Source organism: Massilia genomosp. 1, from assembly GCF_011682185.1.
GTDB lineage: Bacteria > Pseudomonadota > Gammaproteobacteria > Burkholderiales > Burkholderiaceae_D > Telluria_A > Telluria_A rubra.
On record NZ_WHJF01000063.1, the window covers coordinates 15,104 to 41,669 of the forward strand.

General features: G+C 66.5%; 20 protein-coding genes and 1 riboswitch. Of the genes, 3 read left to right on the plus strand and 17 right to left on the minus strand.

Annotated elements, in window-relative coordinates; all coding sequences use genetic code 11:
* Position 1: 1 nt before the first annotated feature.
* The 16 genes from cobI to F1735_RS21465 all read right to left on the minus strand — a co-directional run bounded on the left by cobI (position 2) and on the right by F1735_RS21465 (position 22,101).
* Positions 2 to 727 (minus strand): precorrin-2 C(20)-methyltransferase, encoded by a 726-nt coding sequence (gene cobI, locus F1735_RS21390; RefSeq protein ID WP_167238834.1) that lies wholly within the window; start codon positions 725 to 727, stop codon positions 2 to 4.
* Positions 724 to 1,872 (minus strand): cobalt-precorrin-5B (C(1))-methyltransferase CbiD, encoded by a 1,149-nt coding sequence (cbiD, locus tag F1735_RS21395; RefSeq protein WP_167238835.1) that lies wholly within the window; start codon positions 1,870 to 1,872, stop codon positions 724 to 726. The genes cobI and cbiD overlap by 4 nt, the downstream gene beginning before the upstream one ends.
* The gene (locus tag F1735_RS21400; protein WP_167238836.1) at positions 1,859 to 3,430 is read right to left on the minus strand and encodes a precorrin-8X methylmutase; all 1,572 of its coding nucleotides are present in this window, start codon (positions 3,428 to 3,430) and stop codon (positions 1,859 to 1,861) included. The genes cbiD and F1735_RS21400 overlap by 14 nt, the downstream gene beginning before the upstream one ends.
* On the minus strand, positions 3,427 to 4,131 hold the full coding sequence (locus tag F1735_RS21405; protein WP_166870018.1) for a cobalt-precorrin-7 (C(5))-methyltransferase: 705 nt from the start codon (positions 4,129 to 4,131) through the stop codon (positions 3,427 to 3,429). The genes F1735_RS21400 and F1735_RS21405 overlap by 4 nt, the downstream gene beginning before the upstream one ends.
* 28 nt (positions 4,132 to 4,159) lie before the next feature.
* Entirely contained in the window at positions 4,160 to 6,043 is a 1,884-nt protein-coding gene (locus tag F1735_RS21410) for a magnesium chelatase subunit D family protein (RefSeq protein ID WP_187364316.1), read from the minus strand.
* A gap of 10 nt (positions 6,044 to 6,053) precedes the next feature.
* The gene (locus F1735_RS21415; RefSeq protein WP_167238837.1) at positions 6,054 to 10,136 is read right to left on the minus strand and encodes a cobaltochelatase subunit CobN; all 4,083 of its coding nucleotides are present in this window, start codon (positions 10,134 to 10,136) and stop codon (positions 6,054 to 6,056) included.
* Positions 10,126 to 10,461, minus strand: coding sequence for a (2Fe-2S) ferredoxin domain-containing protein (locus F1735_RS21420; RefSeq protein ID WP_167238838.1), 336 nt, complete (start codon positions 10,459 to 10,461; stop codon positions 10,126 to 10,128). The genes F1735_RS21415 and F1735_RS21420 overlap by 11 nt, the downstream gene beginning before the upstream one ends.
* A 3-nt stretch (positions 10,462 to 10,464) precedes the next feature.
* Entirely contained in the window at positions 10,465 to 11,229 is a 765-nt protein-coding gene (locus F1735_RS21425) for a CbtA family protein (protein ID WP_167238839.1), read from the minus strand.
* A complete protein-coding gene (locus F1735_RS21430) occupies positions 11,220 to 11,417 on the minus strand; it encodes a CbtB domain-containing protein (RefSeq protein WP_166888775.1) in 198 nt (65 codons plus the stop codon). The genes F1735_RS21425 and F1735_RS21430 overlap by 10 nt, the downstream gene beginning before the upstream one ends.
* A gap of 150 nt (positions 11,418 to 11,567) precedes the next feature.
* Positions 11,568 to 11,792, minus strand: a riboswitch (cobalamin riboswitch).
* A gap of 78 nt (positions 11,793 to 11,870) precedes the next feature.
* A complete protein-coding gene (locus F1735_RS21435; protein ID WP_167238840.1) occupies positions 11,871 to 12,239 on the minus strand; it encodes a hypothetical protein in 369 nt (122 codons plus the stop codon).
* Between the two features lie 67 nt (positions 12,240 to 12,306).
* Complete coding sequence (locus F1735_RS21440) at positions 12,307 to 12,672, minus strand: hypothetical protein (RefSeq protein ID WP_167224225.1); 366 nt, start codon at positions 12,670 to 12,672, stop codon at positions 12,307 to 12,309.
* A 130-nt stretch (positions 12,673 to 12,802) separates the two neighbouring features.
* A complete protein-coding gene (locus F1735_RS21445; RefSeq protein WP_167238841.1) occupies positions 12,803 to 13,555 on the minus strand; it encodes a YfaP family protein in 753 nt (250 codons plus the stop codon).
* Between the two features lie 17 nt (positions 13,556 to 13,572).
* On the minus strand, positions 13,573 to 15,270 hold the full coding sequence (locus tag F1735_RS21450) for a DUF2300 domain-containing protein (protein WP_167238842.1): 1,698 nt from the start codon (positions 15,268 to 15,270) through the stop codon (positions 13,573 to 13,575).
* Complete coding sequence (locus F1735_RS21455; RefSeq protein WP_167238843.1) at positions 15,270 to 19,859, minus strand: alpha-2-macroglobulin family protein; 4,590 nt, start codon at positions 19,857 to 19,859, stop codon at positions 15,270 to 15,272. The genes F1735_RS21450 and F1735_RS21455 overlap by 1 nt, the downstream gene beginning before the upstream one ends.
* Positions 19,856 to 20,524, minus strand: coding sequence for a DUF1175 family protein (locus F1735_RS21460; RefSeq protein WP_222853046.1), 669 nt, complete (start codon positions 20,522 to 20,524; stop codon positions 19,856 to 19,858). The genes F1735_RS21455 and F1735_RS21460 overlap by 4 nt, the downstream gene beginning before the upstream one ends.
* The gene (locus F1735_RS21465) at positions 20,521 to 22,101 is read right to left on the minus strand and encodes a DUF2138 family protein (protein ID WP_167238844.1); all 1,581 of its coding nucleotides are present in this window, start codon (positions 22,099 to 22,101) and stop codon (positions 20,521 to 20,523) included. The genes F1735_RS21460 and F1735_RS21465 overlap by 4 nt, the downstream gene beginning before the upstream one ends.
* Before the next feature lie 253 nt (positions 22,102 to 22,354).
* Between F1735_RS21465 and F1735_RS21470 the strand changes: the two genes are divergently transcribed.
* Entirely contained in the window at positions 22,355 to 23,080 is a 726-nt protein-coding gene (locus F1735_RS21470) for a hypothetical protein (protein WP_167238845.1), read from the plus strand.
* A gap of 37 nt (positions 23,081 to 23,117) precedes the next feature.
* On the opposite strand, the gene F1735_RS21475 is transcribed toward F1735_RS21470, so the two are convergent.
* Positions 23,118 to 23,861, minus strand: a complete 744-nt coding sequence (locus tag F1735_RS21475; RefSeq protein WP_229505889.1) for a penicillin-insensitive murein endopeptidase — start codon at positions 23,859 to 23,861, stop codon at positions 23,118 to 23,120.
* 169 nt (positions 23,862 to 24,030) lie between these two features.
* Here F1735_RS21475 and F1735_RS21480 point away from each other — a divergent pair, with 169 nt between their 5' ends.
* Complete coding sequence (locus F1735_RS21480; RefSeq protein ID WP_222853047.1) at positions 24,031 to 26,199, plus strand: metallophosphoesterase family protein; 2,169 nt, start codon at positions 24,031 to 24,033, stop codon at positions 26,197 to 26,199.
* A 115-nt stretch (positions 26,200 to 26,314) separates the two neighbouring features.
* Positions 26,315 to 26,473 carry a hypothetical protein gene (locus F1735_RS21485; RefSeq protein ID WP_167238846.1) on the plus strand — a complete coding sequence of 53 codons (159 nt, stop codon included), beginning with the start codon at positions 26,315 to 26,317 and terminating at the stop codon, positions 26,471 to 26,473.
* The last annotated feature ends 93 nt before the right edge of the window (positions 26,474 to 26,566 follow it).

The window sequence follows — 26,566 nt, forward strand, 5'->3', positions numbered from 1 at the left end:
CTTATCTCTCCTGCCGTGGTTGACGGCGCACCAGCAAGGTGGCCAGGTAGCCCATCGCGTCGTTGGCGACCAGGTCGCCCACGCCGGAGGCCAGCAATTCTCCGGGCAGGCCGATGCGGCGCGCAAACGCGCAGTGCTCGGCAATGCCCATCTCGCGCAGCAGGTCGAGCACCCAGCCAAGGCGCGCGCCGACCTTCATCAGCACCACGATGTCATGCGTCAGAATGTCGCTGCGCAGTTCTTCCGCCGTTTCGGGGCATGGCAAGATCAATACCCGCTCCTTGCCCTCCCCCAGCGGCCAGGCCAGCGCCGACGCGGCGGCCGCGTAGCTGGTAATGCCCGGGAAGGTACGCTGCGGCAGGTCTGGAATGCGCGCGCGCAGGGCCGCCAGCACGTAGCCGTAGGTCGAATAGGTGAGCGAGTCGCCGATGGTCAGGTAGGCCACGTCGCGCCCGGCGCGCAGTTCCAGCGCGATGGCGTCGGCCAGTTGCGCGTAGTGCTCGCTCAGGACCGAGCGGTCCGGGTCCATGTTAAATTCGATCTCGCGCAGCTTGGCCGGGTCGATGTCGATCCCGGCCAGGCACTGGAGCGCGACCGACAGCCCGGCGCCGCGCGCGCGCGGCGCGTAGACCAGGTCGGCGCGACGCAGGGCGTCCAGCGCCGCCAGCGGCAGGTAGCCGGCCGGGCCAGGGCCGACGCCGATGCCCCAGAGGGTGCCGGTACTCACGCGTCCACCCCGAGCGGGTTGCCGGAGAGGTCGAACAGGCGCACTTCGAGGCGTTTCACCGACGGCACGCGCGCGCGCGCGAGCATGCCGATACGGCGCTCGATCTCGATCCACACCGCCCTGGCGAAGGGCTCACTCTTTAAACGTTCCATTGCTGCTTCCACTGTGTTTGCATTTTCAATCTCGTGTACCAGTTGCGCATCGCCGCCCATCTGCGCGACCACGCGCGCGACGCCGGCCATTGCCATGTTGCTCTTGCTCGAATGCGTATCCCAAAACCCGTCGAGCACCTTGGCCAGCTTGCCCGGGTGGCCGGCGAGCCACAGCACATCGAGGCTGCGACCGGATTCGCGCAGCGCCTTTTCGGTGAAGTCCAGCGCGTCGCCGAGAAAGTTCGCGATCTGCACCGAGCGTTCGTCCGGCAGGCCCAGGACGCCGCTGGCGAACTCGCGCCCGATTTTTCCGGGCAGGTAAGCCACGCTCTCGGTGCTCGCGGCCAGCGCCACCCGCACATACACTTCCACCGACGCGATCCAGGTCGACAGCGACATCGGCTCCACGATCCCCGAGGTGCCGAGAATCGAGATGCCGCCCACGATGCCCAGGCGCGGATTGAAGGTCTTGCGCGCGATGACGTCCCCGTTTTCGCAGCCGATGGTCAGGTCGAAGCCGCTGTCGGGCGGCTCCGCCATGGCGTCGTCCAGCATTTCTTCCACCGCGCGCCGCATCATCTGGCGCGGCACCGGGTTAATCGCCGGCTCGCCCACCGCCACGCGCAGGCCGGGACGGGTCGCCGTGCCGACGCCACGCCCGGCAAAAAAACGCACCACGCGCGCATCGTTGCGCCGCACTTCGGCAAAGATGGTGGCCCCGTGCGTGTTGTCCGGATCGTCGCCGCCGTCTTTCAACACCTCGGCCCGCGCTGCGCCGCCGTCGCTCCAACCCACCATCTGGATTGGCACTTCAAGGTAATGCGCACCATCGGGCAGGCTGACCCGGACAGCCTCGCTGCGTACACCGTGCAGCAGCAGGCCGAGTGCCGCCTTGACCGCCGCCGTGGCGCAACTGCCTGTGGTGCGGCCGCGCCGCAGCCCGTTTAACGCCAGGACCGAAAGATCGAAGCGAACCCGTTCAACGCGTTTCATACCCTGCAAGCTGATTGAGCGCGTCAATCATCAGGCCATTGACCACGCTCGCCGCCCATGGCGATCCGCCGCGCGTGCCGCTGTTGGTAATGCGCGGCACTTGCAGGCAGCGCCGCAGCTCGTCCTTGGTTTCGCGCGTGCCGACAAAGCCGACCGGCAGGCCGATGACCAGTTGCGGGCGCCAGCCGTGGTCGCGGATCAGGCGAACCGCTTCGGCAATCGCGGTCGGTGCGTCGCCGATCGACAGCACCACGTCGTTGCCGAACTTTTGCCAGCCGCGCCGGATGCCCGCCGCCGAGCGCGTAATGCCTTCGGCCGCCGACATCAGGTGCGTTTCGCGGTCATGCACGCCGCACCAGGTGTCGATGCCAAGCGTTTCGAGCAGTTGACGCTTCAGGCCCGTCTGCACCATGGTCACATCGGTCAGCACGCGCTTGCAGCGCAACAGCGCCAGGATGCCGCTTTCGACCGCGCCCGGCGAAAAGTACATGTCGTCGACCGCGCCGAAGTCGCCGCTGGTATGCACCAGGCGTTGGAGAATCGTCATGTGCGAAGCCGGAAACCCCGACCAGTCGCGCCCTGCGCCGATAATCTGGAAGCTCTCCGCCTCGATCGGATGCGGCTCGTACGGCGCATACGTTGGCGCTGCCGCCGCTGCTGATACCAACGGCGCCTGCGCCAGCAGAGCGCGCACAGCCAGGTGGTGCGCCTGCTGGGGCTCGCCCACCTGCTGCTCGAAGCCGACGATCTGGACGCGGTATTTGCACAGCGAGCAGTTCATCGCGGCGCGCCCGGCCACCGCCTCGCGCGCGCGTTCGATCATCACGTCGGCCACATGCGAATGCACGCCGAAGTAGCCGGCCTTGAGTACTTCCAGCCCCGGTTCGCGCTCGCGCAGGTCGTCGGCGGCCGCGTAAATGCGCTTGACCAGCACACCGTCGAACAAGAAGAACGGCAAGACCACCAGGCGCTGGTAGCCCATGCGGGCGGCGGCGCGCAGGCCGTCGGCCACCAGCGGCGTGGCCGTACCCGAATAGCATACGTAGACGCCGCCGAAGCCCATGCCCTCTTCCAGCATGCGCGCCAGCTTGGCCACTTCGCCATTGGCGTCCGGGTCGGTGGTGCCGCGTCCGACCAGCACCAGGCAGGTGTCGGAGCGGCGCACCGTCAGCGGCGAGCCTGCCTCGGCTTCGACGATGCGTTCCTGCGCCAGTTGCAGCAGTTGCGGGTGCAGGTTCATCGGCGCGCCGAAATGGAAATCGATATCCGGGTAATCGCGCGCCATGGCCTGCACTTCGGCCGGCATGTCGTTCTTGGCGTGGCGGGCGGCCAGCAGCACGCCGGGCACCACCGCCACCTGGCGCGCACCAAGCGCCAGATTGGCCTGCACCGCTTCCGCGATAGTGGGGCTGGAAAACTCCAGGTAGCCATGCGTGACAACGTCGTTCGGCGCGCGCGCGCGCACCAGTTCGACCAGCGCTTCGAATTCGCGCACGGCGTCCGGGTCACGACTGCCGTGGCCCGCGACGACGATGCCGAGCTTTTCTTGTTGGGTCATGGTGCGGGCGCCGCCTCGATCTGGCTGGCCATCGGCGCGAGCGTACGGATCAGCATGATGCTCATGTCGGAACAGGTATGGCTGGCGCATTCGAGCAGGCTGCCATGCCATTCGGCTTCACCGCGTGTCAGGTTTTCCCACACTTCGGTCGGATGATCGGGCGAGATGCCGTTTTCCAGCAGGTAGGCCGCGATATGCCAGGGCATGAACGAGCGCGCCGCATCCCAAGGACACGGGATCACGATCGCGTTGCGCTGGTCCTGCAGCACATGCACGAGGTGGCGCTTGAACGGATCGAGGTCGCCACGGCGGTGGAAGGTGATGAAGGTGGTCTCGTCGAAGCACACCTTGGCGCGCGACGCCAGGATCTGGGCCGACGAAATACCGGGCAGCGATTCGACCGGGTGGCCGCACGCGCGTTCGACCCGTTCCAGGTACTGGAAGCCGCTGAAGTGGATGTCGCCCATGAACACGACCACGCAGCGTTTGCCCGCATGGTGCAGGCGCGCCACCTCGTCGAGCTGCGCGACCTGGTCGCGGTAGGCCATGCCGATGACATGGGCCTCGGCCGGGATCAGGCTTTGGACCACGTTCAGTACCGCGTCGAAGCCGGCGACGACGTCGGCCTCGCGAATGAGCTGCGCGCCGCGCTGCGTCAGGTAGCCGACATCGCCGGGTCCCGCGCCTATGCAAATAATCATGTAAAACTGCTCCTCATATTCCGTGTTGTCAGGTGGGCGCCAGGCGCGCGCGGATCGTCAGCGCCAGGTTGTCGGCCGACAGCTGCTCGAGCGTCAGGCATTCGGCGCCCAGGGTGTGCGCCAGTTGCGCGGCGCGTCCGAGGCGCAAATAGCCGCTCTCGGTATCGAGCACCAGCGCGGGCACGCCGCGTTCGGCCAGCTTGCCGGCCAGGTCGAGCGACTCGCGCCAGGCGTCGCCATCGGCCGCCAGCGGTACGTTGGCCTTGCCATCGGTGAGCAGCACCATCAGCGCCGGGGCGCGATGGGCCGATTTTTCCAGCGTGTCGAGCGCCAGGTGCAGCGCGTGCGGCAGGGGCGTGCGCCCGCCGGTCGGCAGGTCGGACAAACCTTGCTGCGCACGCTCCACGCTACCCGTCGGCGCCAGCAGCAGGTGCGCCGACTGGCCCCGGAACGAGATCACGGCCACCGTGTCGCGCCGCTGGTACGCATCGGTCAGCAGGGCCAGCACGGCGCCCTTGACCGCTTCCATGCGGCGCTGGGCGGCCATCGAGCCGGAGGCGTCGACCACGAACAGGATCAGGTTGGCGCTTTTGCCGACCCGGATCTGCTGGTGCAGGTCGGCCCGCGTGACCTGCACGTGGCCGGGCTCGCGCATGGCGGCGCTGAGTAAGGTCGCGCCGATGGCGATGCTGGTCGGCTGCTGGTCGGGCACGGCCCGCACCACTCTTCCGCGCGTGGCGCCCATCGCTTCGCTGCGGCGGCCCGCGCTGCTGTGGCCCGAGGTCGATTCGACCACGATGCGCGGCGCGGCGGCGCTGGGGGCGGCTGCGAACACCTGCTCTTCGCCTTGTTCATCGGATGGCGTTTGTTCGCCGTCGCCGGATTCGCTGGCGTCGTCCTGCGCCGGCGGCGGCGGCGATGCGTCGCGCATCAATTCGTCCAGCCGGTCATGATCGAGGCCCGGTTGTTCGAACGGTTTTCGGCGGCGCCGGTGCGGCAGCACCAGTTCGGCGGCGCTGCGCAGATCGGCCGGCGTCACTTGCAGCCGCCCGTCCAGTGCCGCAAGGGCGCGCGACGCCTTATGCATGACAATGTCCGCACGCAGGCTGGCCACCTCGAACTCGCAGCACAGGTGGCTGATGAGGTCCAGCATGGCGTCGTCCAGCGCCACCTGCGGCAGCAGGCGCTGAGCTTCGGCCAGTTGGCTGTGCAAGGCTTGCTGCTGCTCTTCCCACGTTGCGCAAAATGCCGCGGGATCGGCTTCGAAAGCGATCCGGCGGCGCACCACTTCGGAGCGCACTTTCTTGTCGCGCGGGGCGGCCACTTCGACCATCAGGGCGAAGCGGTCCAGCAACTGCGGGCGCAAGTCGCCTTCTTCCAGGTTCATGGTGCCGACCAGCGTAAAGCGCGCCGGGTGGCGGATCGACAGCCCTTCGCGCTGCACCGAATTGACGCCCATCGCCGCCACGTCGAGCAGCACGTCGACCAGATGGTCGGCCAGCAGGTTGACTTCATCTATATACAGTACGCCCCGGTGCGCCGCCGCCAGCAAGCCAGGCTGGAACACGCGTTGGCCGCCTTGCAGGGCGCGCGCAAGATCAACGCTGCCGATCACGCGGTCTTCGGTCGCGCCCAGCGGCAGGGTCACGAATGGTACCGGGGCCAGGCGCGGCGCGCCGCTGGCGCAGGTGTCGCAGTGCTCGGACACCGAACCGGCGCCGCAGTTGTAGGCGCAGCCGGCGACCGTGTCGATATGCGGCAGCACGTCGGCCAGCGCGCGCGCCGCCGTGCTCTTGGCCGTGCCCTTGTCGCCGCGAATGAGCACACCGCCCATGCCGGGATCGACCGCGCACAGCATCAGCGCGCGCTGCAACTGCGGCTGGCCGACGATGGCCGAAAACGGAAAATTCATGATCTTCATCTTATCCATTGCGCGCCGTTTCGCCGCGTGCCTCGAGCAGGGTTTCGCTATCGAGATACAGCTCGCGCAGTTTGGCCAGCGTTTCCGGACGCGGCTCGGCCCACATGCCACGGCTGGCCGCTTCCAGCAGGCGTTCGGCAATCGCGTTCTGCGCCCACGGATTGGCTTCTTCCAGGAAGCGCTGCATGGTGTCGTCGAAGCCGTAGGCCTGGGCCACGTCTTCGTACATCCAGTCGTCCATCACCTGCGCCGTGGCGTCGTAGCCGAACAGGTAGTCGACGGTGGCCGTCAGTTCCAGCCCACCCTTGTAGCCGTGGCGCTGGATGCTGGCCAGCCACTTGGGATTGACCACGCGCGAGCGGAACACGCGCAGGGTTTCTTCCTTCAGGTCGCGCACTTGCGCGCGCGCCGGGTCGGCGCTGTCGCCGAAGTAGTGGCGCGGCTGCTGGCCGGTCAGCGCGCGGATGGTGGCGATCATCCCGCCGTGGAATTGCAGGTAGTCGTCGCTGTCGAAAATGTCGTGTTCGCGGTTGTCCTGGTTGTGCAGGGCGACCTGCACGCCGGACAGGCGCACCTTGAAGGCGTCGCGCTGGTCGGCGCCCTGTTCACCACGCGCGTAGGCGTAGCCGCCCCAGTTGACGTAGGCTTCGGCGAAATCGGCGTCGGCTTCCCAGTTCTTATGCTGGATCAAGGGAAGGATGCCGGCGCCGTAGCTGCCCGGCTTGGCGCCGAACACGCGGTACGATGCGCGCCGCGCGCCCTCTTCCGGGCTCAGTCCCTGTTCGATCCAGCCTCCGAGTTCGGCCAGGTAGTGCTTGCGCACGAAGTTGTGCGTGAGCGGTTCGTCGAGGGCGATGACGGTGTTCACGGCATCGTCGATCAGGTCGATCAGTTGCGGGAACGCGTCGCGGAAAAAGCCGCTGATGCGGGTCGTAACGTCAATGCGCGGGCGTTTCAGTTCGTCGAGCGGGATCACTTCCACGCCGCTCACCTGGCGGCTTTCGGCGCGCCATACCGGGCGTACGCCGAGCAGCGCCAGGATCTGGGCCACGTCGTCGCCGTGGGTGCGCATTGCGCTGGTGCCCCAGATGCTGATGGCGACGCTCTCGGGATATTCACCGGTTTCGCGCTCGTGCCGCGTCAATACCTCGTGCGCCAGTTGCAGGCCGACGCGCCAGGCCGATTGCGACGGCACGCTGCGCGGGTCGACCGAGTAGAAATTGCGGCCCGTCGGCAGGATGTGGGCCATGCCGCGCGTGGGCGAACCACTCGGACCGGCCGGTACGTATGCGCCGGACAGGCCGTTGATCAGGTTGTCGATTTCGTCGGTGGCGCGCGCCAGGTTCGGCACCAGCTGGCTGCACGCGAAACCGAGCACTGCGCGCAGCGCGTCGAAACGATTGACTGCCGGCGCCACCGGAGCGATGGGGGAAACAGCAGCGCGCACGGCAGCGGGCGCGGGACGTGCCTTTCCCATTTGCGAGAGCATGCTCGATTTGACGCGCAGGGCCGGTTGCAGCAGCGGCGCGGCCACCTGCTCGCCATCGATGTCGGCAAAGACGAGGTTGAGCACATCATCGATGGCGGCCGGGCGATATTCGCGCGCCGCCAGTTCGGTAAACAAGCGCAGGCACAAGGCGTCGATGGCGTCGAGCGCATCCGAGCGCGTGACCACGGCGCACTGCGCCAGCCGCGCCAGTGCCGGCGCCACGTTGATGCGACGGCCCTTCTGGTCGAGCAGCAGGTCCATCGTCAGGCCGAACAGCTTCGATACTTCGGCCTGCAGGCCCGGAATATCCAGGTTGGGCAGGCGCGTGAGCGATACCAGCATGGCCGGCATTTGTTCCGCGTCCGGGCCGCCGCCCAGGATATGCAGGCCGTCGCGGATCTGGGCAGAACCGAGCTCGCACAGATAGCCGTCAAGATCTTCGATCAGGTGGGCCACGTCGGAGCCACCCATCGACGCCAGCGCGGCCGGCAGCTCGCCGTCCTCTTCGTGGTGATGGTCGTGGCCGTGATCGTGATCATGGTCGTGATGGTGGTGATGGCCGTGTCCATGATCGTGGTCGTGATCATGATCGTGGTGCAGCAGGCGCGCCTGCAGGTCGGCATTCAGGTTGGTCTGCTTGACCAGTTCCCAGATCTGCTGCTGCAACAGCGGCAGCTTGGCCGGGTCCAGCACTTCGACCTGATAATACTCGTCGACCAGTTGCGTGAGCTGCGCCAGCGCGCCGTACGTGTCGGCGGTGGTCATCGGCGGCGTCAGGTGGTCGACCACGACCGCGTGCGCGCGCCGCTTGGCCTGCGAACCTTCACCCGGATCGTTGATGATGAACGGGTAAAACAGCGGCAAGTCGCCCAGCAAGGCGTCCGGGAAGCAGTTCTGCGACAGGCCCACGCCTTTACCGGGCAGCCATTCCATCGTGCCGTGCTTGCCGACGTGGACGATGGCGTCGGCGCGCCAGACATCGCGCAGCCAGCGGTACAGCGCGTAATAGTGGTGGGTCGGCGGCAGGTCGCTCTGGTGATAGATCGCGTCCGGGTCCATGCCGTAGCCGCGCGGCGGTTGCAACGCGACGAAGGTATTGCCCAATTCGATACCGGCCAGCGCCAGGTGGCCGTCGCACACATACGCTTCGCCCGGCGCCGCGCCCCACTGACCGCTCATTTTCTCCTGCATGTCGGGCGTGAGCTCGGCAAACCATTGCGCGTACAGCGCGGCGGGCACGCGGCCGGCGGCGTTGCGCAACTGCTCGGTGGTCACGTAAATCTGGTCGTAGGAACAGCGCGCGACCAGGTCGTGGATCAGCGTCGTGCCGTCGGCGGGCGGCTGGCCGACGTCGTAGCCGGCATCGCGCATGGCGTCCAGGATGCGCATCAGCGAAGCCGGGGCGTCCAGCCCGACCGCATTGCCGATCTGGGACGCCTTGCTGCTCGAATTGGTGAACATGAAGGCCACGCGCTTCTCGGCGTTGGGCACGTGCTTGAGGCGTGCAAAGCGCGCGGCGATGCCGGCCACGCGCGCCACCCGGTCCGGCACCGGCTCGTAGTCGACCGCGTCGCCCTGCAGGCCGGCGGCGCGCGACTTGAACGACACCGGCGCGGTGATGATGCGCCCGTCGAATTCGGGCAGCACCACGTTCATCGCGGTATCGAGCGGATTGAGGCCGCGCGCGGACTGCTCCCACTGCGGCAGGGTCATGCCGCTGGTGATCGCTTGCAGCACCGGCACGTTCAGCGTTTCCAGCACGCCCACCGACCAGCCGGCCGGCGTGGGGCCGCCAGGCGTAATCTCGCCCATCGCGAACGATGTCGTGTTGATCAATACGTCGATATGCACCCCGCGCGCGTCGCTGAAGTAGCGCAGCGCGTCCGGCAGCGCGCCAGCGCCGCCGGCGCCGCTGCGCAAGGACGACGTAAACACCGGCAGCACGTTCATGCCGCGCTTTTCCAGGGCGCCCAGCAGCGCGTCGATGAAGCGCGTGTTCCCGCTCATCCAATGCGCGCGGTAGAACACAATGCCGGCGCTCGGCGCGCCGGCATTGCGCAGCGCCAGCCAGTCGTCGATGGCGGCGCCCTGCGCCAGGTCGGGATGATAAATGCCGTGTTCCGGCAGCGCCAGCGCGCTTTCGTACCCGAATCCGGTCAGCAGCAGGTGGTCAGACAAATAGCGCAGCAACTGCGCCAGGTTGCCGCTGCCGCCGCAATGGAAGTAGTTCAGTGTCTGTTGCAGCACGTCCGCTGCGACGGTCGATACCGCGGCCAGCTCCGGATCGGGCTCGCCGGTGCCGCTGATGGCGATCAGGTGCTGGCCGGTGCGGCGCGCATGACTGACCAGGTCGGCAAAACCAGGGACGCTGCCGAGTCGTCCGAGGACGCGCAAGATGATGATGCGCGCGCCCTGCACCTCGCGCGTGAGCAGCGCCGTAGCGCCGTCAGCGTCGAGTCCTTGCAGGTTCACGCCCGCCACCGCGCCGAACTCGGGCGGCAACTGGCTTACGGCGTGGTGCAGGACCGTCAGGTCGTTCGATGCGTGGGTAAGCAGCGCGATGGGCCCCGGGCCTTGAGGAAAATCAGGTGTCATTGTCCGCCACGAGTGTGTCGCCTTCGCCGATGCGATGGAAAATCAGGTCGGTCACTTCAGTGCCGCCAATCAGGTGCTCGCTGACGATGCGCGCGGCCGCCGCTTCATCGACGCGCCGGTACCACACGCCTTCGGGATACACCACCACGATCGGCCCTTCATTGCGGCACGCGACCATGCAGTGGGTGCGGGTGCGCTTGACGCACAAGTCCGGGCGCGCATCGATCTCGCGCCCCATATGCTCGAACACGGCCTGCGCCTGCACGCCGTTTTCGGTGCAGCGCGGGCCGACGCACATGAACACGTGCCGGTCGTGGGTGCGCATCGGTCAGCCGAACTTCTTGTAGAAGTAGCCCGACAGCGCGCCCATGGCCAGCCAGAAGGCGGCATTGGCGAGCAAGGTCGCGTACAGGAAGCTGCGTGCCAGCTCGGGCGGCGCACTGCTCGAATGGACCGCCGGCTGCGGCGATCCGACCAGGTGCGGCACGAACAGCAGCAAGGCGCCGGCGATCTTGAGCGGCCAGTTTTTGGCGAAGACCACCAGCGCCAGGCCGCCGGCACTGGCCGCGACGGTGGCGGTCCACCAGAGCTGGCGCGCCAGCAGCGGCGCGGCGACGGTGCCCGGCAGCTCGGGCGGCAAGCCGATCGAGGGCGCGACAAAGAACGCCGTGTAGCCGGCCGCGCCCCACAACAGGCCCGCGCGCCAGCCGCTTGCACGGCCGTGCAGGCTGATGGCCGCCGCCAGCAGCAGCGCAAAACCGACGCCGGCGCTGATATTGGCCAGCGCCGTGTAGAAGGTGCGTTCAAGACCGTCGTCCGGCTGCCAGCCGCCGTGTTCATGCGCGCTTTCGTGGGCACCATTGTCCGCATGCTCGTGCGGCGTGGCGTCGGCGTGACTGTGCGGCGCCGCCACTTCCAGCGCTACGGGCGCGGCGCTTTCGAACACCTCGGCCTGCAGGATGATGGGCGCCACTTGCACCTGTTGCACGCCGGTCAGCAGAAGGCCGGCGAGAATGCCGGCCGCCGCCGCGCTGGCGAGGATGCGGTTAAAGGTGCCCAGGCCCGTTGCGGGCGCGCTGCGAATCAGTGGCATGGAAAGCCGGCCGAGTGGCGGCTGTCGTGCGCCGCGTTGTGCAGCGTTTCCATCGAGGCGAAGCCGGCGCCGAACAGCAGCACGGCGCCAAGGCTGGCGGCGCACATGGCTTGCACGATGCGCTCCTTGATGGCGGTAAACGGGACTTGTTCGTCAAAGGTGGGGGTGACGCTGCGGATCGACGACATGGCATTCCTTCCAAAAGCACTGCGCATAGAGCCAGTCCAATGCAGACGCGCGCGTCTTGCCAAGGCCGGCAACCGGGGGCTTGCAAGGGGAGAAGGAACCTGAGATGGGTGCGGTACGCAGCGATCCACCTGGATCGCCCTCCGCGATACAAACGACTTACCGCTTCGGCTGGTTTCCGGGCTGGCGAGTGGCGGGGCCGAAGCCCACTTCCGGGATATGCGCCTTCCCATGCTTTGCACAGTGGCGTGATGCACATCCTTGACTCGCTTACCGTTGCGGGGGCAGCGCCGGCTTTGCTCCGTGAAGGAGCGCACCGGCTTCCCATTTAATCCGGCAAACGATTGTTTGCCAGAACCAGAAGCTTGACTACCGGCGAAGTATAGGTCTGGACTATATAAATTGCAAGGTTGCGCGCGAGGTGCGCGTCGCAGTGCGTGTCGCAGTGCCTGTATTTACCAGTCGCGCCATTGTTCGGTGATGTCTTGGTCGGCTTGCAGGCCGGCGTCCTTGGCAACCAGGTAGATGATGTCGCACAGTTTTTCGCGCTCTTCGGTCTCGATCACGCCGCCGGCGCGTTCATCGAACTCGTTGAGGGCCACGACGACGCGTTCAACTTCTTTCATGATCGCTGCATGGTCGGCAGGCTTGGGGAGCTTGTCGATGGCGGCGGCGTATGCATCGAGGATATTCGCACACGCGGCGATTTCGGCCTTGCCGTACGGGGGCTCGTTGTCCGGGTCTTCGGCGCAGCGCGCCATATAGGCAGCCATCTCGTCGAGCAGGTCGGCGCGGATTGAGGCGATGTCGGGATTCGGTGGCATGACGCGGCACTCCTGCAAAATTGATGGGGTGCCAATGTAGCATGAAGCGGCGCGCCGCCGCCTTACATTACTCGCTGAATTCGATGTCCATCTGCTTGCCGTCGTAGCAGAACGTCATCTGCTCGCCTTCTTCGTCGCGGATCTCCAGCACACCGCCCGGTTCGACGAAGGGTCCGAGCGTGTCGAACAGGCGAATCAGCCAGTTGGTGATGATCTCGATATCGCCGCCGTCAATCAGCAGCGCGCCTTCCTGGCGCTGGCTGGTGAAGCCGATCGATTCAAGGAAAGCCGGGAAGTCGCGTTCGGCGCGTGCGCGTTCGGCGAAAAAGGAGTCGCATCCTTCGAACGATGTGCGAATCGCGTTGAACGCCTCCGGTTGCCGGGCGTTCCTGATAACGATGCTGGCATCGTAGATCCATGCTGCAGTACTCACTTGCACTCCAATTCGTCATAAGACTGGCGCGGTCGGTACGCAGCCAGGATCGTATTTCCTGACGACAGTTTTACATGCCTTTCAAAAACTGTCAAAGCGCCGATGAAGGGCGTTGTTTTCGGAGCGCAGGTCAAGGAAACACGAACGACTTGACCAAGGTCAGTTCACCCGGCGCGCGCAATGGCACGCGCACCACTTCCTGGCGCTCGTTCGGTGAATTTTCGTTGGTGATGATCGCCACCTGCGCCACCGTCAGGATGCCGCTGTCCTGGCCAGCCCCGTAATAGTTCACATAGACGTGGTAGTTCCCCTTCGGCGGCGCGGCGCTGGAAAAGATCTCCGGGCCATAACCGGTGGTGACGTCGACATCGAGCGCGCCGCCGTTGGGCATGACCCGGTTGCCGTACCACGAGTGGCCGCCGTCGGGCGCGACCACGTGCAGGTCGACATCGGTGCCGTCGCTGTCCCACGACAGCACCACGCGCAGGCGCGACTGGGTTTTGCCGGCGTAGGAATCGAGGAACTGGGTGCGGTTGCGCGCCTTGCCGTCGGGCGAGCGCACTTCCACGCTGTTCGACCCGCGTCCGAAGGCGTACGGGCGCGCGAAGCTGCCGTCTTCCTGCACCGCCATCGGCATCGCCACGCCGTTGACCACCAGGGTGGCCGGCTTGCTCTTGCCCTTGGAGGCGATGCGCCCGCGAATCTCGGCCGTCGGACTCTGCCCCTCCTGCACGCTGACCGACGCCGCCGGATAATTCACATCCTGCGAATACGCCTCTTTGGCGCCCTTGGAATTGCGCCAGCCGCTGTTGGGCGAGTCGATCTTCACCTGGGCCAGGGCGGTGGTGGACAACAGCAGTGCGGATATCAACAGTATTTTCATGATCAGGTGTGGTGGGATTATTGATGCGCTTCCAGGCGCGTATCGACCAGGCGCCGCGCCAGTTGTTCGACCAGGACTTCATCCTGCCCGCTCGGGTGCTTGCGCAGGCCCAGGTGCAGGAACTCGTGTACCAGGGTGATGCGGTCCTCGCGGCTGGCCAGGCCGCGCAGATAGATCCGGTTACGCGACTGCTCCGAATACGGCGCGCCGCGCACCAGGTGGCATACCGCCGGTGGTTCGGCCGGTGTTTCGTAGCCGGCCTGTTTGCGCAGCACGCGCTCCCACTGCGGCAGTTCGCGCGCCAGCCACGCCTGCGCGCCGGGCAGGCGCACGCACTGCTGCGAGTCGCCGCCCGACAGCGTGGTCAGGTCGGCGCCGGGATAGGCCGCAGTCAGGATGGCGTCGAAACGCATTCCCTGCTGCGCCTGCCCCACCGCCTGGCTCCACGCCATGGTGTCCTTCGACGCCGTCTCGGCGTGATAGCGCACGTTCACGCCGGACAGCACCAGCTGGTCGGTCCAGTCGGCGATGGCGCGCGCCGCCACGCTGGCCGGCTGGGGAGCGACGCGCTGCGTAGCGCTGCTGTCGGCGATGCGCTGGCAACCCTCGGCCCACTGCGCGTTCTGCTGCAGATAGGTACGCGCCGCCACCGCCAGCGCCTTGGCCGCCTCCGGCGCGCTGGTACCGCCCTCGCGATCGATCACGCGCGCCACGTACTCGTTGACCCCGAATCGTCCGGTCAGGCGCGTCCGGCCCTGCGGATCGCGCTCCAGCAGCATGTCGTTCTGGCTGAAAAACGCCAGGCTGCGGCCGTTTTCGAAGCGCACCTGGTACGGCCCGCGAAGCAGTCCCGGCACGGCGGCGTTGCGCCCCGCCGCCACCGCCTTGATCGGATAGCGCGCGAAGTAATCGACCAGCACGCAGCCCGCATCAAGCGGCGCCGCCGCCGACGGCAAGGTACTGGCCAGGCGCGGTGCCCATTTTTCCAGGATGCGGCTGCTGGTGTCGGCGCCGCCGAACCACAGCGGGGTGCCATCGGCCAGCCAGCCGGCCGCGCCGCCGAGCCGCTCGGTCGTGCGCTGCGGATGGTGCCACGAGTAGGTCTTCACACGCAGGCGGCTGCCGAACCAGCTGGCGGTGTTGACGCCGCGCGCGCCCAGCACCACGTGCAGCAGCGCCGACCCGGCGTCCTTGCGGCTGTCGGCCGGAATGCTGGCCAGCGCCAGCATCAGGCTGCGCAGGCTGACCAGGCGTTCCGGCGCCAGGTTCGCCGGGTCGGCCAGCCAGTCGTATTCGCCGCTCGCATCGCGCCCAAGACGCCCGCTCCAATACTGCCGCCACGGGCGGCGCGTCAGCATCAACCGGGCCGGCGAGAAAAACAGGCCGCACGATTGCGCCAGCGCCAGGTCGCGCGCGATGCTTTTGCCGGCGGTGCAGCAGTACACTTCCTCGTTCTTTTGGCCGCCGCAGGTGTAGTCCGGGGTCGGTACTTTCTTGTCGATCGCATACACATACACGAACAGCTTCCACAGGCTGCCCAGCGGCACCTGGCGCGCGCCGTCGAAGGGCGCGCGCCTGCTGCCACCCTTGTCGTCGAGCTGCAGCGCGCTGAGCTGGCCGTCGCGCCACCACGCCACATCGAGCGTGGCCGCCTGCGCCAGCGGTGCGCACAGCGCCAGCGCCAATGCGCATCGGCTTGACCGCCATGCCGGCATTATTCGACCTGCAAGGTGCGCATGGTCTTGCCCTCGCCTTCCAGCGCCTTGTTCTCGGGCTGGTACATGCGGTAGTAGCGCGCCGGCGGCAGCACGTAACTGCCTTTTTGCGCAAAGCGCAGCAGATGACGCACGCGCAGCGGTTCGGCCAGCGGCTCGACCGGCACCACGTAGCCTTCGCGGCGCGATTCATGACGCGCAGCTTCCAGCGCTTCCTTTTTCTCGCCGGCCAGCGTCATGCCCCAGGTGGTCGCCTCGACCGAGGCGCCGGGCGGCAGCGCCACGTCGAGCAAGCCATAGCGGTACTTCGCGCCGGCCGCCGGCGTGAGCGTGATTTCGTCCAGGTACAGCGCGTCGGTGCGCAACGCCTCGCCGTTTTTCACGGGCACGGGGCTGAAGGTCTTGTCCTTCTGCTCCATGCGCATCAGGCGCCGTTCGATCTTGACCGGCAGCGTATGCGTTTCCGCTTCGCGGCTGTCGTACTCGATGATGGCCACCGTGTTCTCCGGCGCGGCTTCGGCCAGTTGCAACTGGGTCGGTACACCCTTTACAGGCTGCCAGCGGAACAAGGCCTGGCCGAGCGGGCTGGCCGATTTCTGCCAGGTGCCGGCAAGCGTAACGCCGGGGTCTTTTGCGGCCGGCGGGCCGCCCAGCTTCTTCTGCACCCACACCAAGGTCAGCGCGCGGTCCAGGGTCGCCATGTCGGAGCGCACCGCGCCCAGCACGGCGTCGGCCTGGCTGGCCGGCAGCTGCCCGCCCAGCATCAGCAAGGCTTGCGCCAGTGGCGCCGGGTTGGCGCGCAAGGTGGTCCACGCGGCGCCGGCTTGCTCCTGCAGTTCGGGTGCGAGCGCCACGCCATCGTTGGCGGCGATCACCGACAGCAGGGCCAGGGTCAGCGCCTGCGAGTTGCCGCTTTCGGCGGTGAGCAGCATGCTGCTGGTCGGCGCCAGCGCGGCCGGCTTGGCGTCAAGTTTGGTCTTGGCCAGTTCGTCGGCCAGGCCGGAAGCGAGCGTCTTGACCGGCAAGCCCATTTCCTGCGCCAGCCACAGGGTCAGCGCACGGTGCAGCACCGGTTCTTTCAGGCCTTCCTTGCCGTACATGGCCAGCAAACCTTGCCAGTGCTCGGGCGGCATCTCGATGCGCAGCGCGCGCGCCGCGTACCAGTCGGCGTAATAGGCGTAGGCCGTCATCAGCGAATTGCCGGCGGTGGCATTGCCCCACCAGCCGAATTGCGCTTCCGGACCGGCCATCGACACCAGGCGCAGGCGCTGCGCCTGCAAGGTGTTCAAGAGGCGCAGTTGCACCGGGCCGGCTTCCGGGCCGAGGTTCTGCAATCCGAGCGCCAGCGGAATCAGGCGGCTCGATGTCTGTTCCACGCAACCGTAGGGATACTCGATCAGGTCGTCGGCGATGCGCGCGAAGTGGCTGGCCGCGCCGCTGGCGAACGACACGCGGATATTGCGCGCGTCCGCCGGCAGCGTGAGCGGCACGCTAACGCCACTCAGCGGCACGCTCAGGGTGCGCGGGCTGTTCCAGGCGGCCGGCAATGCCTGCACCTCGGTGTCGAGCGCGTCGACCAGCTTGCCGTCCTGTTTGACTTCGAGGCGCATCGGGCCACTGTAGGCCGGCAGCGGAAACTGCACATAGTTCACGCCACGGCGGGCGGTGATCTTCTCGGTCTTGACGACGGCGCCGGCGGTAAGGCTTACTTCAACAGGCTGGTCGCTGGCGGTCTGGTTGAACACCGCCACCGACGCCTGCGGCGCGTCGCCCACGCGCATCCAGTCCGGCGCGGTCCACTTGGCGAAGAAGTTCTTGTCCGAGCGCAGATAGCCGCTGTGCTGGCCGACCCGCCCCTGCGCATCCATGGCGCGGCCGGTGATGCGCCAGCGCGTCAGCGCGTCGGGCATGGTGAAGGTGACGCGCGCGCGGCCGTCGGCATCGGTCTTGAGCGCGGGCGCCCACAAGGCGGTGTCGACATTGTCGCGACGCGGGCGTTCCAGCACCTTGACGCCACGCTCGTTGTAGTTATGGCGCGCCGGGGCGCCGGCGCTGCGCCCGGCGGCCAGGTCGTAGCTGATGAACGACAGGCTGGCGGTGGTGCGCACGTTGTTGCGGCGCGGGTGATAGAAAAAGTCGCCGATATCGGGCGCGATCTCCGGCTGCAGCACGTAGATCATTTCGTCGACCACGCCCAGCGTGACCAGGGTCGATACCGGTTTGCCGTCCATCCGCGCGGTGACGTCGATGGTGACCTTCTCGCCCGGCTGGTAGACTTCCTTGTCGGTCTTGAACTGCAGCGCGATGCGCGGCTCGACGATCTGGATGCCGGCGTTCTGGAACACGAAGTCGCCCTTGCGCGTGTACGCCACCGAGAACGTGATGTTCGGGCCGTAGTCGTCCTTGATGGGAATCCTCACGCGCCACTGGTTCGGCGCCACGCGCACCGGCTTGATCCAGTCGGCGCCGGCGCTGAGCAGGCCAAGCTGTTCGACCTTGTCGCGTTCAAGCGTCAGCAAGGCCTGGTCGACCGGGTCGGCGAAGGTGATCAGCGCTTCGGCGGTGTCGCCGGCGCGGTAACGTTCATGGTCAAGCACGATCTCGATGCTGCCCGGCGTGGCGGCCAGGCCCTGGCCGCTGACCCAGTGGCTGGTGCCGCCGACCAGGTTGTTCTGGGCGTCGCGCAGGCTTAGTTGATACGAACCCGATGCCGGGAAGTTGACATCCCAGGTCGGCCTGGACGCGTCGAACACGCCCTCGGTCCTGGTCTGCTTCTCTAACTGGATCATCTCCCAGCGCACCGGCTTGGCGCCCGCCGTGGCCTCGGCCGCAACGTCGAAGCGCACCGTTTCGCCGGGCGCGGAGAAGCGCCGCTGCGCCTTGAGCGTGTACTGGCTGGCCGAACGCTCGATCATCAGTTCGCGCGTACTCTTGACGCGGTAGGCCGCGCCATCCGAGGCCAGCACGGTGAGGATGTAGCGCGACGGGTCCTTGGCCTGCGGCAGGACGAAATCGACATTGCCCTTGCCGTCGCTGACCAGTTCCTGGGTCTTCAATTCGACCGGGAACGCGCCGCTGTAGCGCAATTCGCCTTCGACCATGGCGTTCTTCTGGGCGCGCAGGGTCAACGACAGGCTGGCCTTGGCGACCGGCGTGCCGTCCGGGTAGCGCAGTTCGATGCGGCCCTTGACGTCTTCGCCGGTCTTGAAGTCGGCCTTGGCCGGGACCAGGTTGATCTCGAAATGCGGCTTGACGTAGTCGGCCACGCGGAAGGCGGCGCCGTATTGGGTGTCGCGGTAGGTGAAGCGCAGTTCGTAGCCGCCGGCGCCGGCGTTGTCGGGCAGGCGGAAGCGCGTATCGCTGCCGGTTTCCCCGGTCAGTTGCAGCGACTGCGTCAGCAGCGGCGTGCCGTTCGGATCGAACACGGTCAGCGCCAGCGGCGCCGTCACGGCCGCCTGCGACGCGCGCGCGCCGGTAAATTCGCGGCCGATGAACTTGACGTTGACTTCGTCGCCCGGCCGGTACAGCGGACGGTCGGTAACGGCATACACCTTGGTGTTATAGATTTCGCTGTCGTAGTAAAAATTCTCGGACACGAACACGCCACCGCTGCGGTCTTCCCCCATCACATAGGTGTGCTCAGGGCTGCCGCGATCGAGCGAGACCACGCCATTGGCGCCGGTGCGGCCCGATTGCAGCACGCCGCTACCGTCGGTCCAGGTGACGTCGACGTCCGGCACCGCGGCGCCGTTGTCGCGCCGCGCTGCCCACACCAGCATCTGGTTGGCGGACACCTTGGTAATGGCCATCGTGTCCGACACGAACACCAGGGTGGTGGCGCGGTGCTCGCCGATGATCGCCTCGACCAGGTACAGGCCCGGTTTGCGCTGGCCGATCGGGATCATCACGTTGCCGGCGCTGGTGGCCATAAATTCGCTGCTCGAGCCTTCCATCTTGATGCCGGCCGGCGGCGTGACGATCTGCGCCTTCCAGACCGGATAGCGGAAGCGGTCGACCAGATCGTAGCCCTTGAGCGGCTCGTACTGCGGCTGCTGGCGGAACGGCACCGGGCGCGTGATCGACTCGCTGGTGGCCAGCTTGGGCTGGGCGCTGGTGACCGCCTCGCGCGCATCGTTCGAAAACAGCTTGCGCCAGGCCATGCGCGACTGCTTCCACCAGCGGTCCCACAGCATGGTCAGGGTGTTGAGCAAGCCCTCGCCCTTGTAATTGCCGGCCACCTGCACGCGGTGCAGGTTGCGCTGCTTTTTCAGGAACTCGAGCGGCTCGGGCACGCGGTACACCAGCACATCGACGCCCCCGTACTCCTCCAGGTTGGAGCGCGCCATATCGCGCCCCGGCACTTCCAGGCGCACCTTGGCCACTTCGCCGCTGCCGTAGGCCGCGTCGGACAGCAGGAAGAACGGTTCGCCCTTGAAGCTGGTGTAATTGGTGCCGGACGGCGCGGCGCCGGCCGCGGCGGGCTTGGCCTGGACCTCGACCGCCTCGGCCTCCTGGGCCGGCGCCAGCGCCGGTTGCAGGGTACACAGCAGCACCAGCAGCGCCATGACGCGTGTGATTGGATTGTTCATGTTAAAAACGCCAGCCGGAACATGCCGGCGAAATTGGGATTGTCGACCGCTGGTTGCCACCGCGTGTCCTTCCAGGTTTTGAGTTGTGGGACATCAACGGTACGCAGTCCGTTGTCGTTCGGTGTGACGGTGCCGGTGTGGTACGCGATGCGCGCGCCCATCCAGACCATCAGGTGATGTTCGTCGCCCTGGTCGAAAAACAGCAGGTCGCCGGGCTGCGCCTGATTGACGTCGCGCCCGATGAAGCGGCTGTTGTTCTGCACCAGGCCGATGGCCGACACATAATGGCCGACCGTGCCGCCGGTCTGCACCCAGCGGTTGCGCAGCACTTGCTGGGCCGGCGTCAGTTCGAGTTCGGGAGGCAGCTGGCCATCGCTGCCGATGCCGTTGGCGCGCATCCACCTGGCGTCATGCACGGTCAGCGCCTCGTTCACGGCAAAGCGCACCAGGCCGGCGCAGTCGCGGTGCTGCCAGCGCGGCGACGGGCCCTGCTCCATCTGCGCGTTCACGATGCGCAGCATCCACGCCTGGAAGGCGCGGCTCTGCGCCTTCGACAGGCAGGCGGGCATGACGGCGGCCGGGGCGCCGGTAAGCGCGCGCGCCCACGGCAGCACGGCGCAGCCGGCGGCGAGGCCCAACAGGCGACGGCGGGTGACTGCCATCATTTATCGATCGCCTGCCACTCGACCTGCTGCCAGCTCACGCCACTGGCGGGCAGCGACTTGAGCACGAGCCGGTATGGCGGATATTTTTTGAGCGCGTTCAGGCGCGGCACCAGGTGCGCATCGGCGGCGGCGCGCAGCACCGGCTCGCGCGCGGACGGCAGCGCGTCGAAGGCTTCCTTGCGGATCAACTCGGCCAGCGCGGACGGCGCGATCAGGCCCACCGTGCGCGAGGAATCGCTCAGGCGGTCGGCGATCGCCGGGGCCTGCTTGCGGGCGACCGCGAGCGCCTGTTCGACCAGCTTGCGGTCTGGCGAAAACAGCACGGTCTGGCCGCTCACCGCCAGGGTCGGATGCTGGGGACCGATGCCGGTGGCGACTTCGCGCTGCCACAGCGTGGCGCCGTTCGGGCCGGCCGTTTTTTGCACCGCACCGCTTTTCTTGTTGCCGATGGCGGCCGTGAACAGCGCGCCATACAGTTCGTCGCCGCCGCCCGCCTTGCGGGTGGCCACCACCAGCGGCGTGTACAGGCGCGACGTGCCGTACCAGCAGACCGCCGCTGGTCCCGTCAACTGTTCGGACAGGGGCGCCACGTTGGACGATGCGTCGACGTCGCCCAGCACCGTCTTCATGGCGGCCCAATCCGCGGGCAAGGCGAAGCAGGCGGCCGGATTATGCGGCAGCACCGGCCACAGGGCGCGGTTGTCGTAGCCGCCGGCGGCCAGCTTGCCGGCGTCGACCAGCGCGCGCGTCTGCCACTGGCCCTTGCTAAAGTCGAAGCGCAGCGCGTCGAGCGCGCCGAAGAACGGCTGGTAGCCGAAGGCCAGCACGTCGGCCTTGACCGCCACGCTGTGGCCGTCGGCCGGCTGGGCGTCCAGGTGGAACTGCTGGCGCAAGGCCTGCTGCTTTTTCGGATCGGCGGCGAGCAGGTTGGCCACGGTCGCTTCGGCTTTGCCGTCGGCCTTGCCGTCGGCGCCGAACACCATGGCCGGATCGGACAGGATCACCATGCGGGTGCCGCGCGCGGCGATCAGCAAAGTGCGATTGTGGGCATAATTGAGCGAGTACAGCGCGACCTTGTCGCCCTCGACGCGAATCTCGCCGGCCAGCGTCATCTGGGTGTCCTTGAGCGCGACCTTGCCCGCTTGTTCGAGCAGGCGCGTCATGCTGTTGCGCGAGACGGCGATGGCAAAGTGCTTGAGCGAGCCGTCTTCCTCGCGCCACAAGGCCACGTCGGCCGGCTCGTCGAGCACCGTGCGGATCAACTGGTCGCCCCAGCCCAGTTGATGTTCGTAGGCGATGCGGCGCAAGGCGCCCTGCAGGCCCAGTTTGTCGCCATTCTGCTCATAATAGAACACAAAATCCTCGCGCAGCACGTCGCGCGCCAGCGCAATGGTGAGCAGGTCGCGCGGCAGCGACGACAGGCTTTTGGTCACGATCAGCGCGTCGGGCTGCGACAGGTCGATGTTCAGGCCCTTGCCGTGGTGCGCCTTCTTCCAGCCGAACATGGCATAGCCAGCCACGGCGGCGGCGCACAGGGCGACGCCCGCGGCGATGATTCCCAACTTTTTCTTGTTCATAGTGTTTCGATGGTGACTGGCGGCGGAGATAATGATGTTTTTCGCATAATAGCGCAGGGTACCATTTTCATGTCGCCAAAGAAAGTAAACATTCCGACTGGCGATGCGTTAGGCCCCGCCTCGTGAGTTTTTGGCCACAGCTTGTGAGCGTATCTTCCGAGCTGCGGCGACCTTGTCATTAAGGTAATATGGCCGATTCCTTATTAGCGAAGGAGGAGCGATGGCCACGAAGGAAGAAATCAAAGGTATTTTCATGACCTTTATTGCAACAGAGGAAGCCGGCCTTGCCAAGGGCGTCGACCCCGACTGGTATCCCCAGAATTGGCCCAGCCTCACGAACAACATCAAGAAAGCGCCGTCGCTGCTCGACGAGAGCGAACAGTCGCAGTTCTATTACTTTCTGTGCCGGCGCAACCTCCTGCCCGGCGCGGAGGTCGGAAAGCACTATCATCTGCTCGATGCCGCCTACCGGCGCCATGCTCCACTGATGAAAAAGCCGTGCGCCGACCACTTCACCAGCTCGATGGGCCGATTGCAGGGACTGATGATCTTCGGCTCCGACCATCTTGGCGACATTGCATCGAACGCCGGCCTGGAGGACTATCTCCTGCATCGCGCGGCATACCAGCAAATCAGCAAGTACTCGAGCATACCGGGCATGCTGGCCAAGCCGGAACGTTTCGTTCCATTCGCCGGCGACAAGCGCGTGGTGGAGCGCATCTGCGCCGCGTTCAATTGCCTGGACTTCATCCAGGACGACTGGCACACATCGGCCCGGCCGCGCAACGCTGCGCATTTCAGCTGCGTCTCGCTGCCGTTCTGGGGCGCCATGTTCATCCTGTTGTTAAGCCCCCTGCCGCTTGCGCAGCAAACGGTTGCGCAATTCAAGGCGCTGGAACAGCTGCCATGCCGCGCGGAGCAGATGGAGATACTGGACCGCTTCGAAGGCGCCAGCAGCGCCTGCCTGGCGCGAACCTGATCGGCCCGCCGTGGCTCGCCCTCCAGCGTGGCGCTGATCATGGCCGACGGCTTGCAGGTGCGGCGCCAAGCGGCGCGCAGGCGAGCTTGAAATCGATATGAAAATGCTCGTCGTGGCGCACCCACGGCTTGCCCTTCATGAACGGGATGTGCGTTCGCAGCCACGGCCCGCGCGCGCTGGCCAGCAGCGCCGGCATGAAGCGCGGATCGACGATCACCAGCCCCAGCGCCGCGCCGTGCGCCCTGGCGGCCGCGTCGAGCTGGTACAGGTGCTCGGCGTAGGCGGCAAAGTCGATGCGGTAGTCCTGGTAGCGGCCGTCGGCGTCGAATTCGATGTCGTAGCCGTAGTGGTTTTGGGCGCTGGCCGGCAGCGAGGCCGGCGCGCCGCGCGCATCGCGCAGCGGCACGAAGAAGTCGGCCGACAGCCCGTTCTGGTGGGTCTTGTGCGGCGCGAACGGCCCGCCGTTGACCATGCCGGTCTCGCCGTAAACAAACCTGGCCGATGGCGTTGCCGCCTGCGCACCCGCGTACGCGTCCAGGATGATGCGCGCCACCGTCGCATGCACGTGGGTGCGGCCGGCGGCGATCGCCTGTGCGCTGTAGGCGGAAAAGTTCGGCCCCGATACCGGCAGTTGGACGCCCCCTTCGAGCCGTCCCTTGCTCACGCTGCCGAAGCACTGGCTGGCCGGCGCGGCGTGTACGTTCAAGGCGCCCACCCCAAAGGCCAGCATCGCGATGGCGCGTGCCGGCCCGATAAATACAGCAAGAGATTGACGCAACATGGTGCCAGGCCGGGCGCGCGGGACGCCGGCAGTGTCGTTGAAAGAGAACCATTCTTGCGCATCGCGCGTGCTTGCGCAAGGCGACTGTCATGAGCAGGTCATTTTGCGATGCAAGAATGCGCGCTTCCCCACCCCGCCCGGCCAGGTGCCGGTCCACCGGAGTCGATGCATGAGAATCACACTTTCCGTTCGCCCGTCCCTTGGCCTGGCCGCCGCCTCGCTGTTGCTGCTGGCCGCTTGCAGCAGCGAGGACGAACCTGCCGCCGCGCCGGCGCCCGCCCCGGTGGCGGCGCCGGCCGCGACGCCGAGCGTCGCCTTCATGACGGACGTGCATTTCGAAGACGTGTACGGCGACTTCAAGAGCGCGCAGTTCAGCGGCATTCCCACCAAGGATGGCAAGAACGCCACCATCCGCACCATGTACGCGCAGCTCACCTCGACGCGCCTGTTCAACGAAAACTACTTCGCCTTCCGCGCCGCCCTGGACGACGCGTTCGCCAGGGGCATCCGCCTGGTCGCGCTGCCGGGCGACTATTCGGACGATGCGCAGCCGATCAACATCAACGGCATCAGCGCCATCCTGCACGAGTACCAGGCCAAGGGCATGCGCTTCTTTATCGCACCAGGCAATCACGACCCCAACGAGCCGTACGACGATGACGAAGCCGGCAAGAGCGATTTTTTGACCAGGGACGGCAAGGAGCAGAAGGTGTTCGCCAGCGCGAACGCGGGCTGCAAGGCCAAGGACCCGGCCGTCGTCTGCACCAACGAACTGCTGGAGATGGGCTACGAAAAGCTGATCGCCAAGCTGTCCGATTTTGGCTACATGCCGAACAAGGCCGACCTGCACTGGGAAACCCCGTTCAGCAAATACCCGGGTGGCAAATACAGCTACGCCGAAGCGATGGTCGGCGGCGACGTGCGCAACCGCCAGTTCGAAATGTGCGCCGAAGGCGAAGGCGGCATGTACCGGGCCGACGGCGAAAAAGCCCTCGGCAAGCCTTACACGAAGTGCAGCGACATCATCGATTCGAGCTACCTGGTCGAGCCGGTCAAGGGCTTGTGGCTGCTGTCGATCGATGCCAACGTGTTTATCCCGAACGCCTCGTTCGACCCGGCCAACCCGAAGGCGTTCAAGGGTTTCGATGGCGCCGGCAATGCGGGCTGGAACAAGGTCCTCACGCACAAGCGGCACCAGATGGAGTGGATCAAGTCGGTCACCGCGCGCGCCAGGGCCGAAGGCAAGCAATTGATGGCGTTCTCGCACTATCCGACCATGGATTTCTACGCCAACCAGACCGACGCCATGAAGGCCGTGTTCAAGCCGGGCGCGTTCCAGACGGCGCGCGTGCCGGCGGCGGCCACCACGGCGGCGCTGGCGGCCACCGGCCTGCGCCTGCATGTGGGCGGTCACATGCACTTTAACGGCACCAACGACTATCAGGATGCTGCGGGTAACTTCCTGGTCAATGTGCAGTCGCCGTCGCTGGCCGTGTACGGCGCCTCGTACAAGGTGCTCACCTACAAGGATGCCGACACGGTCGACGTGAGCACCGTGGCCCTGGCCAACGTGCCGCGCTTTAACGAGCTCTTTGCGCTGTACGAGAGCGAGTACGCCTACCTGCAAGGCAGCGGCGCCGAGGTCGATATCAAGAAGCGCTGGAACCACGCCATCCTCGATACCAGGTCGTACGGTGAATTTACGCGCTACTATTTCGGCGAGTTGTCGCGCCTGCGCTTCATGGATGAATACTGGCCGTGCGAGATGAAGGAAGCGGCGACCAGCCTGAATGCGAAGCAGATGCTGATTTTGTCGCAGTTAGACACCAGGGTCACGCTGGCGCAGCTCAAGGACGCGCCGGGCATCGTGCCGCTCACCGCGTCATGCGCGGCCAAGGGAACGGCGGCCGGCACGCCAACACCGGCCGCGCAACTGGCCACCGACTGGGCCGAGGCCACCAGCCGCGCCGGCAAGCTGGCGGCGGCGGCGGGCCTGCAACTGGACGACTTTGCCAACGTCTCCGCCTACGACTTCCACGGCGACTTCCACCGCACCGTGTATGCGGGCGAACTGGCCCTGCGCGACATGGGCGCGGAGCGGGTGCGCATGTACAAGGTATTGATGGCGGCGTTTCCTGCCAAGCCGGCGGCTCCGGCCAGGGTGGGCGCCCAGCCGTCGGACCAGAACCCTGTCCACGTACTGTTCCAGGACCAGTTCAAGCAGGTGTTCTCGATCTTCAAGGGACTCGGCTCGGCCAAGCCAAGCGATCATTTTACGGTGGACCTGAAGGCGAAAACCGTCACCAACGCCAATCCCGGCGGCTTGAGCTTCAACTAAGGTCCCGCCCTGGCGCGCACACTCAGGACACTAGCAGTGCTGAGTGTACCGCCGCACCGGCACGCGTGCTAGCGTGGACCTTGCGCCAACCGGGCGCTCTTTCCAGGGAGCTTCAATGTACATCGTCCAATCCTTGCGTGTACGCACGTTGTTGCCGCTGACCCTACTGTGCGCGTTGGCCTTGCCCGCCGCAGCCGACGATTTCGTTACCAAGACGGAGGCCGAGGCAATGGTGAAAAAGACCGTCGCCTATTTGACATCCTCCCCGTCCTAAAGGAAGGGGATTCCTACGGCGCCGCGTGATGATCTACGGGTCGCTTCGGTGGGTTCCTGCTTCATCGAGCGGCCTGACTGCGCCGACTCTCCA

Bases quoted from the DNA above. Each gene is read 5' to 3' on its own strand.
- F1735_RS21425 (WP_167238839.1), bottom strand. From the start codon at position 11,229: ATGCCACTGATTCGCAGCGCGCCCGCAACGGGCCTGGGCACCTTTAAC.
- F1735_RS21455 (WP_167238843.1), bottom strand. From the start codon at position 19,859: ATGAACAATCCAATCACACGCGTCATGGCGCTGCTGGTGCTGCTGTGT.
- F1735_RS21475 (WP_229505889.1), bottom strand. From the start codon at position 23,861: ATGTTGCGTCAATCTCTTGCTGTATTTATCGGGCCGGCACGCGCCATC.
- F1735_RS21405 (WP_166870018.1), bottom strand. From the start codon at position 4,131: ATGATTATTTGCATAGGCGCGGGACCCGGCGATGTCGGCTACCTGACG.
- F1735_RS21435 (WP_167238840.1), bottom strand. From the start codon at position 12,239: ATGCCACCGAATCCCGACATCGCCTCAATCCGCGCCGACCTGCTCGAC.
- F1735_RS21470 (WP_167238845.1), top strand. From the start codon at position 22,355: ATGACCTTTATTGCAACAGAGGAAGCCGGCCTTGCCAAGGGCGTCGAC.
- F1735_RS21420 (WP_167238838.1), bottom strand. From the start codon at position 10,461: ATGCGCACCCACGACCGGCACGTGTTCATGTGCGTCGGCCCGCGCTGC.
- F1735_RS21460 (WP_222853046.1), bottom strand. From the start codon at position 20,524: ATGATGGCAGTCACCCGCCGTCGCCTGTTGGGCCTCGCCGCCGGCTGC.
- F1735_RS21485 (WP_167238846.1), top strand. From the start codon at position 26,315: ATGTACATCGTCCAATCCTTGCGTGTACGCACGTTGTTGCCGCTGACC.
- F1735_RS21415 (WP_167238837.1), bottom strand. From the start codon at position 10,136: ATGACACCTGATTTTCCTCAAGGCCCGGGGCCCATCGCGCTGCTTACC.
- F1735_RS21445 (WP_167238841.1), bottom strand. From the start codon at position 13,555: ATGAAAATACTGTTGATATCCGCACTGCTGTTGTCCACCACCGCCCTG.
- cbiD (WP_167238835.1), bottom strand. From the start codon at position 1,872: ATGAAACGCGTTGAACGGGTTCGCTTCGATCTTTCGGTCCTGGCGTTA.
- F1735_RS21430 (WP_166888775.1), bottom strand. From the start codon at position 11,417: ATGTCGTCGATCCGCAGCGTCACCCCCACCTTTGACGAACAAGTCCCG.
- F1735_RS21410 (WP_187364316.1), bottom strand. From the start codon at position 6,043: ATGAATTTTCCGTTTTCGGCCATCGTCGGCCAGCCGCAGTTGCAGCGC.
- F1735_RS21480 (WP_222853047.1), top strand. From the start codon at position 24,031: ATGAGAATCACACTTTCCGTTCGCCCGTCCCTTGGCCTGGCCGCCGCC.
- F1735_RS21465 (WP_167238844.1), bottom strand. From the start codon at position 22,101: ATGAACAAGAAAAAGTTGGGAATCATCGCCGCGGGCGTCGCCCTGTGC.
- F1735_RS21400 (WP_167238836.1), bottom strand. From the start codon at position 3,430: ATGACCCAACAAGAAAAGCTCGGCATCGTCGTCGCGGGCCACGGCAGT.
- F1735_RS21450 (WP_167238842.1), bottom strand. From the start codon at position 15,270: ATGCCGGCATGGCGGTCAAGCCGATGCGCATTGGCGCTGGCGCTGTGC.